16 protein-coding genes are annotated in these 15,164 nt (G+C 42.5%); 7 read left to right on the top strand and 9 right to left on the bottom strand.

What is annotated here, in order from left to right; all coding sequences use genetic code 11:
- Nucleotides 1–7 precede the first annotated feature (7 nt).
- Both ACMXYU_RS07315 and ACMXYU_RS07310 read right to left on the bottom strand, forming a co-directional pair.
- Entirely contained in the window at nucleotides 8–2,437 is a 2,430-nt protein-coding gene (locus ACMXYU_RS07315; RefSeq protein ID WP_415900936.1) for an EAL domain-containing protein, read from the bottom strand.
- A 17-nt stretch (nucleotides 2,438–2,454) separates the two neighbouring features.
- On the bottom strand, nucleotides 2,455–3,195 hold the full coding sequence (locus tag ACMXYU_RS07310) for a transporter substrate-binding domain-containing protein (protein WP_415900935.1): 741 nt from the start codon (nucleotides 3,193–3,195) through the stop codon (nucleotides 2,455–2,457).
- A gap of 189 nt (nucleotides 3,196–3,384) precedes the next feature.
- Between ACMXYU_RS07310 and phnN the strand changes: the two genes are divergently transcribed.
- Complete coding sequence (phnN, locus tag ACMXYU_RS07305; RefSeq protein ID WP_415900934.1) at nucleotides 3,385–3,945, top strand: phosphonate metabolism protein/1,5-bisphosphokinase (PRPP-forming) PhnN; 561 nt, start codon at nucleotides 3,385–3,387, stop codon at nucleotides 3,943–3,945.
- Between the two features lie 10 nt (nucleotides 3,946–3,955).
- On the opposite strand, the gene ACMXYU_RS07300 is transcribed toward phnN, so the two are convergent.
- Complete coding sequence (locus tag ACMXYU_RS07300) at nucleotides 3,956–4,717, bottom strand: ABC transporter permease (protein WP_415884386.1); 762 nt, start codon at nucleotides 4,715–4,717, stop codon at nucleotides 3,956–3,958.
- 3 nt (nucleotides 4,718–4,720) lie between these two features.
- Entirely contained in the window at nucleotides 4,721–5,638 is a 918-nt protein-coding gene (locus ACMXYU_RS07295; protein WP_415900933.1) for an ABC transporter ATP-binding protein, read from the bottom strand.
- A gap of 270 nt (nucleotides 5,639–5,908) precedes the next feature.
- Here ACMXYU_RS07295 and ACMXYU_RS07290 point away from each other — a divergent pair, with 270 nt between their 5' ends.
- Nucleotides 5,909–6,679 (top strand): sulfite exporter TauE/SafE family protein, encoded by a 771-nt coding sequence (locus ACMXYU_RS07290; RefSeq protein WP_415900932.1) that lies wholly within the window; start codon nucleotides 5,909–5,911, stop codon nucleotides 6,677–6,679.
- Nucleotides 6,680–6,692: 13 nt separating this feature from the next.
- Here ACMXYU_RS07290 and ACMXYU_RS07285 read toward each other — a convergent pair whose 3' ends face one another.
- The 4 genes from ACMXYU_RS07285 to ACMXYU_RS07270 all read right to left on the bottom strand — a co-directional run bounded on the left by ACMXYU_RS07285 (nucleotide 6,693) and on the right by ACMXYU_RS07270 (nucleotide 9,845).
- The gene (locus ACMXYU_RS07285) at nucleotides 6,693–7,325 is read right to left on the bottom strand and encodes an MOSC domain-containing protein (protein WP_415900931.1); all 633 of its coding nucleotides are present in this window, start codon (nucleotides 7,323–7,325) and stop codon (nucleotides 6,693–6,695) included.
- Nucleotides 7,326–7,389: 64 nt separating this feature from the next.
- Nucleotides 7,390–8,358: a GlxA family transcriptional regulator gene (locus ACMXYU_RS07280; RefSeq protein ID WP_415900930.1), complete on the bottom strand. Its 969-nt coding sequence runs from the start codon at nucleotides 8,356–8,358 to the stop codon at nucleotides 7,390–7,392.
- Nucleotides 8,351–8,890, bottom strand: coding sequence for an isochorismatase family protein (locus ACMXYU_RS07275; protein ID WP_415900929.1), 540 nt, complete (start codon nucleotides 8,888–8,890; stop codon nucleotides 8,351–8,353). The genes ACMXYU_RS07280 and ACMXYU_RS07275 overlap by 8 nt, the downstream gene beginning before the upstream one ends.
- Before the next feature lie 160 nt (nucleotides 8,891–9,050).
- Nucleotides 9,051–9,845, bottom strand: a complete 795-nt coding sequence (locus ACMXYU_RS07270; RefSeq protein WP_415900928.1) for an SDR family NAD(P)-dependent oxidoreductase — start codon at nucleotides 9,843–9,845, stop codon at nucleotides 9,051–9,053.
- A 281-nt stretch (nucleotides 9,846–10,126) separates the two neighbouring features.
- On the opposite strand from ACMXYU_RS07270, the gene ACMXYU_RS07265 reads away from it, so the two are divergent.
- The gene (locus ACMXYU_RS07265; protein WP_415900927.1) at nucleotides 10,127–10,525 is read left to right on the top strand and encodes a hypothetical protein; all 399 of its coding nucleotides are present in this window, start codon (nucleotides 10,127–10,129) and stop codon (nucleotides 10,523–10,525) included.
- Nucleotides 10,526–10,552: 27 nt separating this feature from the next.
- Here ACMXYU_RS07265 and ACMXYU_RS07260 read toward each other — a convergent pair whose 3' ends face one another.
- On the bottom strand, nucleotides 10,553–10,939 hold the full coding sequence (locus ACMXYU_RS07260) for a tautomerase family protein (RefSeq protein WP_415900926.1): 387 nt from the start codon (nucleotides 10,937–10,939) through the stop codon (nucleotides 10,553–10,555).
- A 227-nt stretch (nucleotides 10,940–11,166) separates the two neighbouring features.
- Between ACMXYU_RS07260 and ACMXYU_RS07255 the strand changes: the two genes are divergently transcribed.
- From ACMXYU_RS07255 to ACMXYU_RS07240, 4 genes are all read left to right on the top strand, one after another.
- Nucleotides 11,167–12,939, top strand: a complete 1,773-nt coding sequence (locus ACMXYU_RS07255; RefSeq protein WP_415900925.1) for a hypothetical protein — start codon at nucleotides 11,167–11,169, stop codon at nucleotides 12,937–12,939.
- A gap of 233 nt (nucleotides 12,940–13,172) precedes the next feature.
- A complete protein-coding gene (locus ACMXYU_RS07250; protein ID WP_415900924.1) occupies nucleotides 13,173–13,817 on the top strand; it encodes a hypothetical protein in 645 nt (214 codons plus the stop codon).
- A 57-nt stretch (nucleotides 13,818–13,874) separates the two neighbouring features.
- Nucleotides 13,875–14,570 (top strand): hypothetical protein, encoded by a 696-nt coding sequence (locus ACMXYU_RS07245; protein WP_415900923.1) that lies wholly within the window; start codon nucleotides 13,875–13,877, stop codon nucleotides 14,568–14,570.
- Nucleotides 14,567–15,100 carry a hypothetical protein gene (locus tag ACMXYU_RS07240; RefSeq protein ID WP_415900922.1) on the top strand — a complete coding sequence of 178 codons (534 nt, stop codon included), beginning with the start codon at nucleotides 14,567–14,569 and terminating at the stop codon, nucleotides 15,098–15,100. The genes ACMXYU_RS07245 and ACMXYU_RS07240 overlap by 4 nt, the downstream gene beginning before the upstream one ends.
- Nucleotides 15,101–15,164: the final 64 nt, after the last annotated feature.

Below are 15,164 nucleotides of genomic sequence, written 5' to 3'. Positions count from 1 at the left end.
TACTTACTCAATCAATTTCTGCGGAAGAATTAGCTGATGAAAACTCTATGAACTTATCAGCAGGCAGTGGTTTGGATAGTAGATAACCTTGGAAGCAGTCACAACCCAATTCAACTAGGGTCTCTTTCTCTTCTAGGGTTTCAACCCCTTCAGCAATGACCAATAACCCTAAACGATCGGCTGTCGCCAGAATAACTTCAACAATAGCTGCTTCTTCAGATTTAGAGCGAAGACCGGTTACAAAAGAGCGATCTATTTTAAGAATATCCAACGGCAAATTCCGAAGGTATTTAAGCGAAGAGTACCCCGTACCAAAATCATCAATCGCAAAAGAAACCCCTTTACCTTTAAGGAGTTTCATCTTGTGGCTTGCTACTTCAAAGTTATTAAGCAGCATATTTTCGGTAATCTCTAATTCAACAGCATCGCCTGGAAGATCAAATTCATCCATTAAGCTGATCACCTGATCGACAAAATCCACCTGCATAAATTGCATAGGACTAATATTGATTGCAAGACGCTGAAAGCTCTCAGGTAAACCTTCGGCACGCCATTTCGCCAAATGCTTCAGACCTTCTCTTAAAACCCAATTGCCAATCTCAACAATCTGGCCACTCTCTTCAGCAACCTGAATAAACCCACCCGGGAAAATTAGCCCCTTTTCCGGGTGCTGCCAACGAATAAGCGCTTCAGCCCCTATTATTTGACCATCCTTACAAATCTGAGGTTGGAACCATAAAACAAATTGATTGGATTTAAGCGCTTGATGAAGCCCCTTCTCCACTTCTAATCGTTCCTGCGCCGTAGATTGCATCTCAGGATCATAGAACTGGAAACCATTTCGCCCCATCGCCTTAACTCGATATAAGGCAGTATCTGCCTGGCGAATAATATCCTGAGCTGAAGCATCAACCGCAGGAAAAACAGCAATACCCAGACTAGCAGTACAATAGAGCGTATGCCCCTCGATACTGAACGGCTCTGACATAACTTTTAAGACTTCTTGAGCTACATGGGCAGATACATCAGCGCAGACATCTGAAGAGCTACCCGTTTCGGGTAAGAGAATTACAAACTCATCACCGCCAAATCGCGCGCAAGTCGACTCAAGCGGTAGAACATGGGTTAAACGTTGCGCGATGTTATTCAGCAATTCATCACCAACACCATGTCCTAGGGAATCATTAATCGTTTTAAATCTATCTAAGTCTAAAAATAGTACAGCGCCAAAACTATGATTAGCCTGATGCAATTCAAGCGATGCTGTCAGCCTGTCTAAATATAAGCGACGGTTAGGCAACCCGGTCAAGGTATCGTAAAAGGCTAACTCATGGATCTGTTTTTCTGCTTGCTTACGCACCGAGATATCTCGGGCAACAATAAGCAGGTACTCATGAGACTGAAGGGATAACTTAATGGCTCTCGCTTCTACCGGAAAGACCTTACCATTGGCGGTAATCTGCAGATCTTCAAAGGTAGTGACCTGAGTCTCACTAATACCTTCACAGAGCTGCAAGTATTCATCAAATGAGTAGTTTTTGCTGTAATCAGCAAGTTTAGTATTGCGGAGCTGCCGTTTAGATAGCCCTAAGGTACTCGCCCCTTGGTTGTTGACACGAAAAATAGTGCTGTCCAGTTCACACAAGAACATAGCGTCCCCGGCGTTATCCATTATTGAGCGAGAGAAGTGCTCACTTTCAGATAACTCAGCCACCATCTTCGTTAATTTGTCAGTAACTGCCTCACGGTCTTTCCAAAGCCCAGAAAAACTCCGAACCAAGTCACCTAGCTCATCCTCTGCCGTGTATGGCAAAGCCGAACTTTTACCTTCCGAACGTAGTTCATTCACCCATTTTGCTGTTTGCACTATAGGTCGGGAAAGATACCGATAAATCAACAGCAAAATAATCGCTGCTAAAGCAACGCTATGCATCAAACCCAAAAGTAAACTATTGATTGCGCGCTGACTGAAACTATTAGCTACATGGATTGTGTCTAACTCAACTATCAACCGAGCTCTTTCGTTGCCTGAATTAACAGAAGTCAACTCCAATTCCATCTCTATATAGCGATTCAGGTCGAATAACTGCTGGGCGGGCAACGATAGAAAACTAGAACTCAAGGTCTGATCACGTCTATGTTCAGCTAAAGTTTCACTGAAGTCATCGATTAACTGCGCATGGTAAACTGTGGGATAAGAGATCAGTGAAGATGTGACCTCATTCGCCTGAAATGCATTCAAATTATAAACAGCTTGGGTCGCTGTATCGCGATACAGGCTAATGATGCGTTCAATGTCCTCAGTGGTATTTTTTCTCACCTGCTGGAGATCTAAATAGATCTGCAATCCGGTAGAGAACACACCCAAAAGCAACGCAATAATCAAAATAAAACGTGCTTGTTTGAGAGCAATTTTACGTCGTAAATTTAGACCCATAAAGTGATGTTTTGCCATTAAAGATAGCGGTCGTAAATAGCCTGATATTGTCCATTGTTTTTGATTAAACGTAGACCTTCATTAAACTTTTCTAGAAGGACTTCCGCTTTGGGATACGCTTTACTCAAACACAAATGATACTGCGTACTGTGCATACCTTTCAGACGCTTAATCTTGATTTCATCCTGCAGACCTAGTTTGCGTGCTCGGTAATTAGTTACTAAACCCGCATTATAGAAAACATCTACATTACGGTAGATTAACGAACGGATGCCACTATCTACATCAGGTACTACAGAGTGGGCTATACCCGCTTGCTGTAACTCCTTCTGTATCCCCCAGCCATCTACTACGGATACACTAACCTCTCTAAGATCCTCAAAATTGACGATATCATCATCAGATCTATCTAGACGCATTACTGCAGATTGATTTGCTTCGCTCAAAACATCACTAAACAGAATAAATTTATCTCGGCCTGCCCGTTTAGAGCAAGTTACCGTCCCTGCCATACGACCATGACGGATGCTTTTTAATATCCTCTTCCATGGGGCCGTTTGTATATCCGCATTAATACCTACCGCAGCGAAAGCCGCCTGCGTAACTTCCACATCGATACCACTGATAGCCCCCTTATCATCGATCAAGCTATAGGGAGGATAATCAACCGTATAGAGCTGAACCGTCTGGTTGGCGATTCCAACCTGCGGTAAAAGCAACGCTGCTACAAAGATAGCCAAACGGTTAAATAACTTCACTGTCACAACCTCCATATATTGAACAACCCTGTAACAGAATGAGTTAATTTAAACATATCTTGATCAAAATAGGAGCGACAATAAACAAACTCATCTACAGGTCTAAACCAAAACAAATCAACAACAGTAAAGCTTTAACAAAAGCACTTTGCTATAACTAAATCATTCAATCTGACTAGCGGAAAGTTGATGAGCGGCAAACTCTTTTATCTGATGGGGGCCTCAGGCTCAGGAAAGGACACCCTACTCCAAGGCTGCAGGCAACGTTTAGAACATAGCCATCAAGCATTTATCGCCCATCGCTATATCACCCGTGCTGCCGATGCAGGCGGCGAAAATCATATTCATCTGACAGAATCAGAGTTCCAATTGCGTGTTGATACCGCTATGTTTGCAATGCATTGGGCATCTCATGGTCACTTATATGGAATAGGCAAAGAGGTCGAAATCTGGGTTAAAGCGGGATTAAACGTCATTATTAATGGCTCCCGAGAATACCTGCCAATCGCCATGCAGCAATATGATTTTCTTATCCCCGTGATGATTAATATTAAAACCGAGCTCCTTAGGGATAGATTGCATAAGCGCGGCAGGGAAACAGATCTAGAAATTGAAAAACGTTTAAAGCGCCATGCTGATTTCTTAGATCACATGCCAACAGGCACTATGTATATAGATAACAGCGGGTCTAAAGAAAAAGGAATCGATGCCCTGATGGATATCATCACCGAGCACCGATTTATTCGTTAATCGATACGATCTAGCTTCTAATCCGGTAACCACTTCGGAATATCCAAGCGATGATCGCCATGCAGCTCATCATAAACAGTATGGTCATTCCCAAACTTAGGCCAACATTCACATCAGCCACACCATAGAACGCCCAACGGAAACCACTCACCAAATAAACAACCGGGTTAAATAGTGAGATGGTCTGCCAAGGTTCAGGCAACATATTGATCGAGTAAAACGCTCCGCCTAGGAAGGTCAGAGGTGTGATTACCATCAATGGAATGATCTGAAGTTTTTGGAAATCATCCGCCCAGATACCAATAACAAATCCAAATAAGCTAAAGGTAATAGCAGTAATAACAAGGAAACAAAGCATCCATAGTGGGTGCAAGATAGTGTAATCAACAAACAAGCTTGCCGTAGCCAGAATCAATAATCCCAACATGACCGATTTGGTTGCTGCCGCACCAACATAGCCCGCCACGATCTCAAAAGGTGAAACCGGTGCCGACAACACTTCGTAAATCGTCCCAGAAAACTTTGGAAAAAAGATACCAAAGGACGCATTAGAAATACTCTCACTCAACAGAGACAGCATTAACAGCCCCGGAATAATGAACGCCGCATAGCTAATACCATCAATCTCCCCCATTCTTGATCCAATGGCAGTACCAAAGACAATAAAATAGAGCGATGTTGAAAGCACAGGGGAAGCAATACTCTGCATCAACGTTCGAAAGGTGCGTGCCATTTCGAACTTATAGATCGCTCGAATACCGTAAAAATTCATCACTTACTCCTGCACCAGTTCTACAAAGATATCTTCAAGCGAGCTTTCCGAAGAGTTCAAATCTTTAATCCCAACGCCAAGCTCGTTTAATTTCGCTAACAATTCAGCAACCTGCTCACTTTCACTGGCATCGTAAACATACTGAAGATATTCCCCTGCCTGCTCTAAAGTCAGATTAAAACGATCCAACTCTGAAGGCACTTGCTCCATCGGCTGTTGAAGGTGAATGTGCAGCGACTTTTTACCCAACTTAGACATTAAGGTCGCCTTCTCTTCGATCAGGATGATTTCCCCTTTACGAATCACACCAATTCGATCAGCCATCTCTTCGGCTTCTTCAATGTAGTGCGTAGTCAAAATGATCGTCACGCCATTATCGCGCAGCTCTCTAACCATCTCCCACATATCACGGCGAAGTTCGACATCAACACCCGCAGTAGGCTCATCCAAAAAAAGAATCTCCGGCTCATGAGATAGGGCTTTGGCAATCATCACCCTGCGTTTCATACCACCCGACAGTTCCAGCATCTTAGAATTACGCTTATCCCAGAGAGAAAGCTGCTTAAGGATTTTCTCTATGTAAGCCTTATCAGGAGCCTTACCAAATAAGCCACGACTAAAGTTAACCGTTGCCCATACCGTCTCAAAAGCATCGGTAGTAAGCTCTTGCGGCACTAATCCGATTTTGCTTCGCGCTAGACGGTAATCTTTGGCGATATCATGGTTACCCGCTAAAACCGTGCCAGAGGTTCCACAACTAATTCCGCAAATAATACTGATCAGCGTTGTTTTACCCGCTCCGTTAGGCCCTAACAACGCAAAGATTTCACCTTTGTTGATATCAAGATTCACCGAACGTAGAGCGGTAAACCCAGAATCGTAAGTTTTATTTAAATCCTGCACCTGAATAATCGGCTGCATTAATCGCTAACTCCTGAAGTGGAACCTGTATATGAAAACGCTTTGACAATAGTAGAGAAATATCTATCCCTCAGGTAGATATCGCAAAGTAAACACTCTGTTATCAAGATCATAACAATAGCTACTTGACGCAGTTATTGGCTAACTTAATCAGAATAAATTGCTGTATTAAATTCACCTAAGCAAAATCTACTTAAGCGGTTCTACTTAGATAATGTCGAGATCAGTCATGTATACTTGATCGCTCTTTCACTTAGACTTCACATTTGTATGTTGTTTGAACTCCTTATTCTCTTTGTAGCTGGTTTTTTTGGCGGTGTATTAAATGCAATCGCCGGTGGCGGCAGCTTTATTACCTTTCCGGCATTGATGTTTGTGGGTGTACCGCCGATTAGCGCGAATGCGACCAATACATTCTCTGCCTGTGCTGGTTATATGAGCGGTACCTATGCGCTGCGAAAAGATATCAGGCAAGATCGAAAGAACCTCATAAAATTAATCTTGATTAGTTTTATCGGTGGTATCGCAGGTGCCGTGCTACTGCTAAGAACGCCTGAAGAGGTATTTCTTGAAGCTGTGCCATGGTTACTGCTATTCGCGACGATTCTTTTTATCTTCGGTGGACGACTCAACAGCGCATTAAAAAGTCTTTCGGGCGCTCATAAGCATGCATCAGCAGTAGGAGGCTTTCTTCTGATGCTACTGCTGTTTGGCGTTTGTCTCTATGGCGGGTTCTTCAATGCTGGATTAGGTATTATCACGCTGAGCTATTTAGCTTTGGCCGGTTATACCAATATCAACACCATGAACGGTATCAAGCTTTTGGTATCTTCATGCGTATCACTGATCGCGATTGTGCTGTTTATTATTGATGGGGTGATCGATTGGTATTCAGGTACGATCGTTCTGATAGGTACACTCGCAGGCGGTTATTATGCAGCGCACTACTCACGACAGTTACCACAACAGTGGGTGCGTAATTTCGTAATTTTCGCTAGCTGTGGCATCACCGCTTACTTCTTCTACGATGTGTACGGCTAAGCCCTAATAACAGCTATTCAAAACGCCATTCAGTCGATAATCCTGGAATATTGGTATTAAATGCTTCTGGCGGTAGTCTGGACTGTAACTTTTCTAAAAAGACCTTCCAGACTTCAGCAACAGCGACACTATCCTCTAGCCGTTCCTGCAAGGTAAATGTATCGCCTACGCACAGCTCACCTTCTTCTAACACGCGGTAGTACCAACCACTGATCGCCTGCGACATCAGCAATGGCGCTATATGACCATTGCCATATTTATGATTCACTTTCCAACAAGGTCTGCGGGGTTGGGATACCTGCACTAAAGCACCACCCACTTTCACAATATCGCCAATATGAACCTGAGTATCATCCACTGATTCACTAGAAAGGTTTTCACCTATCGATCCAGAGATAAAACTATCCTCAAGGTGCGGTAAGGCTTGGCGAAGAATTGCGTAATTTTCTGAGGGGAATTGATACAGCGCTTTTTCAGGGCCACCATGCACACGTTTATCTACCTGAACATCACCTTCCAGTCCTGTTTTGGTAAGCAAACAGGCATCTATTGGCTCTTTGAAGATACCACTCGGCGCATCATCTGGGCCAATTGGTTTTGGCTGGCCAATATATAAGCCCTTGATGGTACCTCGATAAGTAGACATGCATCACCTCCCGTATGGTGTTGAAACACAGTCACTTAAACATATACGACCACAACCAAATTGATCAAATATCAATCAGATTTAAATTCCTTCGATATTGCGAGGGAGTGCCCCCCTGCCACCTTGCCCAAACACGTCTTAAGCTTCTTTCAGAATGAAACCCGCAACGCTCAGCAATAACATCGATAGGAAGTTTGGTTTGTTCTAATAACTGACGCCCTAGCTCAATGCGTGCCTGCTGCAGGTACTCTTGCAGATTGAATCCAGTTGCTTGCAGAAATAAACGCCGAAGATGACGCTCACTCAAGTGAACTCGTTCTGCCAACAGCGCTACATCCCAATCAAAACCCGGCTGCTCCATTATCAGGTCCTGAACTTTATGCACGCGAGACTGAGTGTGGTTTCTATGATTTAACCAAAAACTCAGCTGCGCTTCCTGGCCAGATCGTCGCATATAGATCACCATCTCACGGGCAATTTGTACTGCACAATCCTGCCCCCAATGGTTATCAACTAACTGTAAGCAAAGATCCAACCCTGTGGTGATACCGGCGCTCGTCCATATATTGCCATCAGTAACGAAAATACAATCTTCTTGTACTAAAGCGTCTGGAGCGATCTGACACAGAGAGGCAGTAAGGTCATGGTGGGTAGTACAGCGTTTGCCATCTAATACACCTGCCTTGGCTGCTAAAAGCGAACCTGAACAGATCCCTGCTAACAAGCCAAACTGAGATTTCACCGAATTGAGCCATTGAATCGCAGTTTGGTAATCAGCCTCATGGAGATGTTTATTTAACTGGCTTGTTCCGATCAACAATAGCCAGTCGTCTTCATCTAAACTCTTAGGTAAGGGTTCTAGGTTCGCTAGATGTAAGCCCTGCTTGGACTGCAGTTCAGGTCGAGGAGAGATATAGCGCAACTCTATACTCTCCTCTAAAGAAGGATGTGCGAATATCTGAGCAGGCGCTGCCAGATCCAACAGATGGACACGCGGCAGCACCAACAGATAAACACGCCTTTTCTTATTCATAATCTCCAACCATGCGCACATTTGCGAAGCGATCTTGCAAAACCATAGAGGTATGTTGCTTTAACGCCTCTTCACTCACAGTCTCACCGGTAAATGGATTTTTCATAGTGAAGGTATGAGTAGCATCGACCACAAAATCAACCTCATAACCCAAATCACTGGCTACACGCGTTGTGGTTTCACAGCACTGTTCCGTTCTTAAGCCACTCACCAATAGTTTGGTAATCGATTGTCCTTGCAACCACTCGTGCAAACCACTGTCTAGTAACGCATTATGAACGCGCTTGTTAAACACCTTATCTTCATCCTGTTTATGCAGAAAGTCCATCAAGCGGACATAACCGGACTCAACCGAAAATACACCTTCATCTTCATTATGTAGAATAAACACTATTGTTCCGCCTTGCGCTCTTACTGCATCAATTAGCCGGTTTTGTCTCGCTTCATATTCAGTAAAACCATCATCATACCAATAATCGCGGTGTTTAAAGGATTCCTGAACATCAATAACTAATAACGCTGTATTTTTCATAGCTTAAGCTCCCATGTATTTAATATTTGTGAGCTAAGTGTGAGCTATAACCAAAATCGAAGTAAGAAAGGCAGCGGCCCAAAATAGGACAATTTCGGCCAAACAAAAAAAGCTGCACTTAAGCGCAGCTTTTCTAAATCAGAATAAGTGAAGAAAAAAGTTAAGGGCAGGTATAACCACCATCAATCACCAGATCAGACCCGGTCATAAAAGAAGCCTCATCAGAAGCTAAGAAAACCGTGCCATAAGCGATCTCTTTAGGGCGACCGAAGCGCTTCATTGGTACCATATCGACCAGAGGCTCCCACGCCTCTTTCGGGACAGAGCTTTCAAAAAGGTTGGTATCAAACATCCCAGGGCAGATTGAATTGATACGAATGTTATCGCCGACAAACTCAAGTGCCGCTGATTTAGTCATCAAGCGAACGGCGCCTTTTGTGCTCTGATAGGCAGTAGACGTTCCTGCCCCTGAAATACCATAAATCGATGCAAAATTAATAATAGAACCGCCACCATTCCGTCGCATTGCAGGAATCGCTGACTTCATGCCCAACAAACAGCCCAACTGATTCACACCCACAATTTGATCAAATTTCTCTACGGTATGATCCAATAAACCTGCGTGGTAATAGATGCCAGCATTGTTGACCAATACATCCAATTTACCGAAAGCTGCTTCGGTTGCGTTAACCGCAGCAATCCATTGAGACTCTTCAGTAACATCCAAAGCCACCACATCTGCTTTACCACCCGCTGCTCTAATATCTTCTGTAACCGTAACAGCATTATCCCAAAGCCCTGTTGGTTTCTGACCCTCTGCAATAATGGGATCCTCTGGTAAGTTTGCCAGCATTACACTCGCACCCTCTTCGGCCATCATCCGTGCTTGCGCACTGCCTAGTCCGCCACCGGCACCTGTAATCAGTACCACTTTACCTTCTAAACGCCCAGCCATTTTCAATCCTCCAAACAGCATTAATAAGTTAGCTAGGAGTATGTTTGAACGGCTCTCAATCGCCGAGGTAGATAAATACCAAATCATGATCAAAATCGAGCGTTTATAAATTTGGATCAACAATCCCTCATAATTTTAGATAAAATTTTAATAAACTTATTCTTTTAAAATCAGATAGGTAGCGTAATCTTTAGAAAGGAATAGCAGTAACCGAAATCAACGCGATGCAATTGAACTTTATAAAACCCAAATTATCGTTTTTTACAGGCTTAAGCCTACTCTTGGCTGTGCTTATATGTCCGCAAGTCAGTGCTAAAACCTTCTTTATGGACAAAGATGAAGAGCCTCCCTCCGGTTACTACAACAACGAGGGTCAGCGAAGTGAAATAATCAAATCAAAGAAATCAAAACAAAGCTTCAGCAAAAAGCACAAAAAAGTAGCCGATTATCTGAATAGCGATCAAGAACCGTTAGCGTCTGATGTGAAATGGACCTCAAAGAAAGCACTCCAAATCGGTGTAATACAACGGTATCGAACTGAAGATTATGCAAAGTACGCTTGTAAAGTAATTGATGCTTTCAATCTTGAAAGTAAAGGGGTCAAAGTTAGGGTGATTTTTTTACCCCATTTAGTTGCCTATAACCGCCTAGAGTTACTCGCTGAACATAAGTGTAATTAGGTCAATAAGTTATAGCTTCATGACCAACTAGACATTAACTTTGTATTTAAGGTCATTCACTTCATCACCCGTCATACCTCTAAAGCCCCACTGGTAAGGTTGCTGCTCTTTAATGATGATTTCAATATCAACGGGTAGAATCCCAATCTTCCCTTCTATCTTTTCGAATAGAGTGTGAATCAGCTTTTTCTGCGTCTCAACTTTACGGCCAGCCATCATATTAATTTCGATAACTGTGTAGGCAGCACTGCGCCCACCGGGATAGTAAAAATCTTCTTTTTCCATCGGGATAAAGCGATGAGCACGCTTATCTTCAGGAAAACTAAGTACCTCTTGCATGCATTGATGAATAACATCCGACAGTTCTGCTTTGATGGGGGTTAGTTGCTGCTTAATTCCGTAGATAACGATCATATTTAGGTCCAAATTTTGGTCGATTAAGAGGATAGCTATTCCTAGCAAAAGAGTAACTATCCTCTTTTATCTTTATCAATTCATTACATCTGCAATTTTTTCTCAAATAAACATTTGTTATGAACCTTTCACACAAAACACCCTCCTATATAACCCAGATCAGTCAATATTATTGGAATCTGGCCGTTATAGATAAAACCTCAGATGAAGTTAGAGCGAAAGGATTTATGAAGATCACATCGGATCAGTTACCGCTGCAACAGGGACTTAGTTCAACTCTAAAACCTCAGCAGATTGAACCCTCTCAAGAGCTTAAAAGCCAACTAAAGCAGATTAACTCTGTAGAGGTGCAGATAGAACAACTGCGCCAGCAAGATCCGAGTGAGTTTATGCGGTTCACAACATTTGAAGGTAAACATCAGGTCGTGATTCTTCCTGAATCTGAAAAAACCGATCAGATGCATGCTGTCTTAGACAAACTATCCCATGAGCAAGGCCAGAACTTAATTGATCTTGGCGTTTTAGAAGATGAAGATTTCTTAGCGTTTGCTCAACAGCTAAATGATACCGAGTTACAGCAGTTTGCTAGCGCAGCACTGGCATTACAGACAGCACCCGATTTTAATTCGTTTGCCCTCAATTATCCCTCTGGAAAACAAAACGTACAGGACTTTATCCAAACACTATCTTCTTTAGATAGTGATACGCGTGGCCAAGTGTTGGCAAAAGCCGATGAATTGAGTAGCAAAGTCCCCATATCAAATGACGATTCTGTGTACGATTCTGGAGGTTTAATCACCCCTAGCTCCCCTGCAGCAAACGATATTCATAACTTTGTTACTGCTATTAACAATATCGATTCAGAGCAATTATCAGAAGACACTAACCGTATTTTAGATAACCTCGAAGGCACAGATGAACTGCAACAATCTCATCTATTACAGCTATTTGGCGGAGACTTAGAACTTAGTTTCCGCTTATTAGAATCTGTAGAAGGTTTTGAGTCTAAAACTCAAGACGAAATGATAAGTTTTCTTGCTGAGCTTTCCAAAACAGCCACACAACCGGACTCTCTTTCTCTTGATCCTATTAGACGCCCATCATCACCCGATGAATGGCATGGCGCGGTGTTGAATCATGCTGATGACACCCGCTCAGTTGTTTACGGCATGATAGATACCTTTGTTTCACTTACCGAAGATTACACCTTTAGTGATGATCAGCTAAAAGAGATGGCTACTGACCTTAAGCATCTTGATAGCACCCACCAACGCGCTTATTTAGAGATCACCTCAACAGGTTTAAATACCCTCGTAGGTGATGAAGCTCAACACGATTTAGCCTCGGATGAGGCTGCTCTTACAACGTTGGATACTCTTCGATCTGACCACAATACTCGAATGCTGGTTGCTGAATCATATATGGGTGAAAAGAGGATATCCGATGGCCGCGCTTTCTATGAAATTAAAGATCACAGTACAGCCATTCAGGATCAGCGCCAGACAATCGAACTATTAACTACTCATGCCTGGCTAAATCAAGACGAACCAGCTCAGACCAAACAATTAGCTAATAACTTGAGTCAGTTAGAGGCAGAGCAACGGGATGATCTTATTAAGCAGATTAACCACTCCGGAGCGACTACCTCTCGCTTGGCTGAACATGATCTAACCCTTTTAGAAGCCGATTTTGAGCAATTCTTAAATCGCACTAATGCCATTATTGAAAGCAAAGGCGTAAAAGATTTAATCGAGTTTGAATCAGCACTACCAGAACCGGTAAAAGACGATTTCTGGCAAGCTGCTAGTTTCGTTGAAGATCAAGTAGATACGCTAGTGGAAATACTTGTCCCATTTACCGATGATACCAAAGCATTCATCCTAGAAAGCATCAACTCGCTAAAAGAAGCTACAGATGAGCAAGAGCTAGATATTGATATAGCCAAAGAACAAGCGAAATCGCTTTTAGATTCTTTTGCTGAGCTAACTCAAGAGCAGTAGATATTTTAAAAAGCATTCAACCTCAAGCGGCATACTAATGCCGCTTCCGGAAAACTCACCTAATTTTAACAGAGCCTAACCCTAACCCTTTTGATAAATATTGCCCTTTCTATATTGCTACAGCCCGTAATTAGAGGCTTTTCAGTAACTCTTAATTAAGATAGATCTAAGATACATTATTTGGCTTGTTTTTTGCTTTCCTTACAGCAGTCATTAGATAGGGAACATAAATAATGCTGTCATCTATAAGCCTAAGTAACGAATCGGTAAATCTTTTGCAATTAAGAGGATTATCTGATGAGCAAGTTAGTGATTTTTCAGCACTGCTAGATAAAGCCAATAGCCAATTAGAAAATGACAAATCAGCCAAGCAAGTGTTGTCCGATATGTCTCAAAAGGAGATGAAATTACTACAGAAGGCAACTGGCTTAGTTGACCCGATAAGTGTCAGCTCTTTGAGTCGTGAAGGAGCTCACAATCTACTTGCCCAACCAGACAAAACAGGCATGGTGGATTTTAACAATGACGGTATCGTCGAAATAGGTGCCGGAAAAATGGTTACGTTCCCGCCTGTTAATGCACCCGCTTCTGTTCATAGGGCTTGGGAAAAAGCGACTGAGGGCATGTCAGAAGGAGATAAAATGATCATGCAGCTCCACATGCACACTGCAGTTTATGGTGTTCAGATTGAAGGCATTGAAAGCAAAGAGCCACTGACTCCCGAAAAACAATGGTCAACAGAGGGCTGGAAGAATCTATTAGAAGAATTAAGAGGTGCTTTAGAGTTTGCTGTTGCCTTAGACGGTTGGGACAGATTCAAACTGCTCCAGCAAGACTTCTACGATAAGTTTGAAGCTGAATTGCAACAACTGGGCTAACTACGTTCCGCATAAGCCTTTTATCATATTCTCTTATCACGATACGGATATTAAACGATGCAAATTCAAGCGAACTCAACGCATTCAGTTACTCATAGCCAAAACCCTACAACCACCCAACCTCAAGTGGATGAAACCAAGTTCATTGCTCAGGGAGATTTACCTGATAGCATCTACAATACAACAGGCGATGCTCAAATAGTTTTCAAACCAACGTCTCCTGATGAGGCATGGCAGCAATACGCTTTCAGCACATCAGGAAGCATGATTGAAGTTAGTTCCACTATTCCTGCAGGCTATCAAGACGTTAATGCTCAATTAAAAGCGTTGTTTACTGAGCAAGGGATCGATGTTCCAGATGGACTCACTATTTCTTACGGGATTCCAGAAAAAAAATCAGAATTTGCGGAAGAGGAAGCATCAAAAGAACCGCAATTTCTGATCAAAAATGTTGATGACCCTTTACTAAGCGATCAAATCGAAGAGTTGTTGAATAACCCCGAAAACGCTCACTTCAAAAAAAGCTACCTCGCTTTAGATCGACTTACTGCAGCTGAAAATACTACTCAAGCAGAACTTAGAGATAGCCTTTTGAATCAACCTGATTCCGATAACAAACCACAGGGGGATAACTCCCTAATCACCTATGGCTATAAGCAAGATTTCTCTATGAGTTTTGATGGAGAAAATTGGTTGATGAACACCAGCACACAACTAGTCGAGCTAATGCGAGTAGAGAAGGCACCAAGATGAAAATTCATAACGCTGCCTCTTCACCCCTAGCCCAGCCAACTAAGAATAAAGTTGAAACAGGCATAAGCTCAAACCCGGCACAACTGCACAATACACAGCAGAATAGTTTCAGCCAAATTGGAAAAATTGTAAGTGCTACCGATAAACAAGGTTTAATTGAACTTGGCAGAATGGCTATTGGCAATAACACCTTAAAGGCATGGGAAAGCCAAGGTATTGAAGTAAGTGATAAAAGCCTGATAGAAGCAGCTAAAGCCTTTCAACAAGGGTTTAAACAAATAGCTGATCAACTGGGTAATCAAACAGCAGGCAGCAGTGTATCGATAAACAAACATCAAATTCTGATAGATAATCAGCAAAATTTACCGCAATGGTTTATCGATGAATATGACTATTTACTGCAAAATTTAAGTGACGATTCTCATCGTAGTGCGTTTGCACAAGGCGATCATTTTTATTCAAAAGCTGCCAATAATGAAAGTATTGCTGTACAGAATTACCAAACGGTAACGGATTATGGGCAACCTTAAATTGCCCAAAGTTTTCAATTTGGAGAATCCCTCAAACCGGCACTTTTTAGTGCCGGTTTTGGTT

This window comes from Neptuniibacter sp. QD48_11, from assembly GCF_047778095.1.
GTDB lineage: Bacteria > Pseudomonadota > Gammaproteobacteria > Pseudomonadales > Balneatricaceae > Neptuniibacter.
Note: the sequence above shows the minus strand (reverse complement) of the source record. Positions and strands in the feature narration are given on the sequence as shown.

Coding starts and splice junctions, on each gene's coding strand:
- ACMXYU_RS07285 (WP_415900931.1), bottom strand. CDS start 7,325: ATGTCTACTTATCGAGGTACCATCAAGGGCTTATATATTGGCCAGCCA.
- ACMXYU_RS07260 (WP_415900926.1), bottom strand. CDS start 10,939: ATGATCGTTATCTACGGAATTAAGCAGCAACTAACCCCCATCAAAGCA.
- ACMXYU_RS07300 (WP_415884386.1), bottom strand. CDS start 4,717: ATGAATTTTTACGGTATTCGAGCGATCTATAAGTTCGAAATGGCACGC.
- ACMXYU_RS07315 (WP_415900936.1), bottom strand. CDS start 2,437: ATGGGTCTAAATTTACGACGTAAAATTGCTCTCAAACAAGCACGTTTT.
- ACMXYU_RS07280 (WP_415900930.1), bottom strand. CDS start 8,358: ATGAATAAGAAAAGGCGTGTTTATCTGTTGGTGCTGCCGCGTGTCCAT.
- phnN (WP_415900934.1), top strand. CDS start 3,385: ATGAGCGGCAAACTCTTTTATCTGATGGGGGCCTCAGGCTCAGGAAAG.
- ACMXYU_RS07295 (WP_415900933.1), bottom strand. CDS start 5,638: ATGCAGCCGATTATTCAGGTGCAGGATTTAAATAAAACTTACGATTCT.
- ACMXYU_RS07255 (WP_415900925.1), top strand. CDS start 11,167: ATGAAGATCACATCGGATCAGTTACCGCTGCAACAGGGACTTAGTTCA.
- ACMXYU_RS07245 (WP_415900923.1), top strand. CDS start 13,875: ATGCAAATTCAAGCGAACTCAACGCATTCAGTTACTCATAGCCAAAAC.
- ACMXYU_RS07250 (WP_415900924.1), top strand. CDS start 13,173: ATGCTGTCATCTATAAGCCTAAGTAACGAATCGGTAAATCTTTTGCAA.
- ACMXYU_RS07240 (WP_415900922.1), top strand. CDS start 14,567: ATGAAAATTCATAACGCTGCCTCTTCACCCCTAGCCCAGCCAACTAAG.
- ACMXYU_RS07290 (WP_415900932.1), top strand. CDS start 5,909: ATGTTGTTTGAACTCCTTATTCTCTTTGTAGCTGGTTTTTTTGGCGGT.
- ACMXYU_RS07270 (WP_415900928.1), bottom strand. CDS start 9,845: ATGGCTGGGCGTTTAGAAGGTAAAGTGGTACTGATTACAGGTGCCGGT.
- ACMXYU_RS07275 (WP_415900929.1), bottom strand. CDS start 8,890: ATGAAAAATACAGCGTTATTAGTTATTGATGTTCAGGAATCCTTTAAA.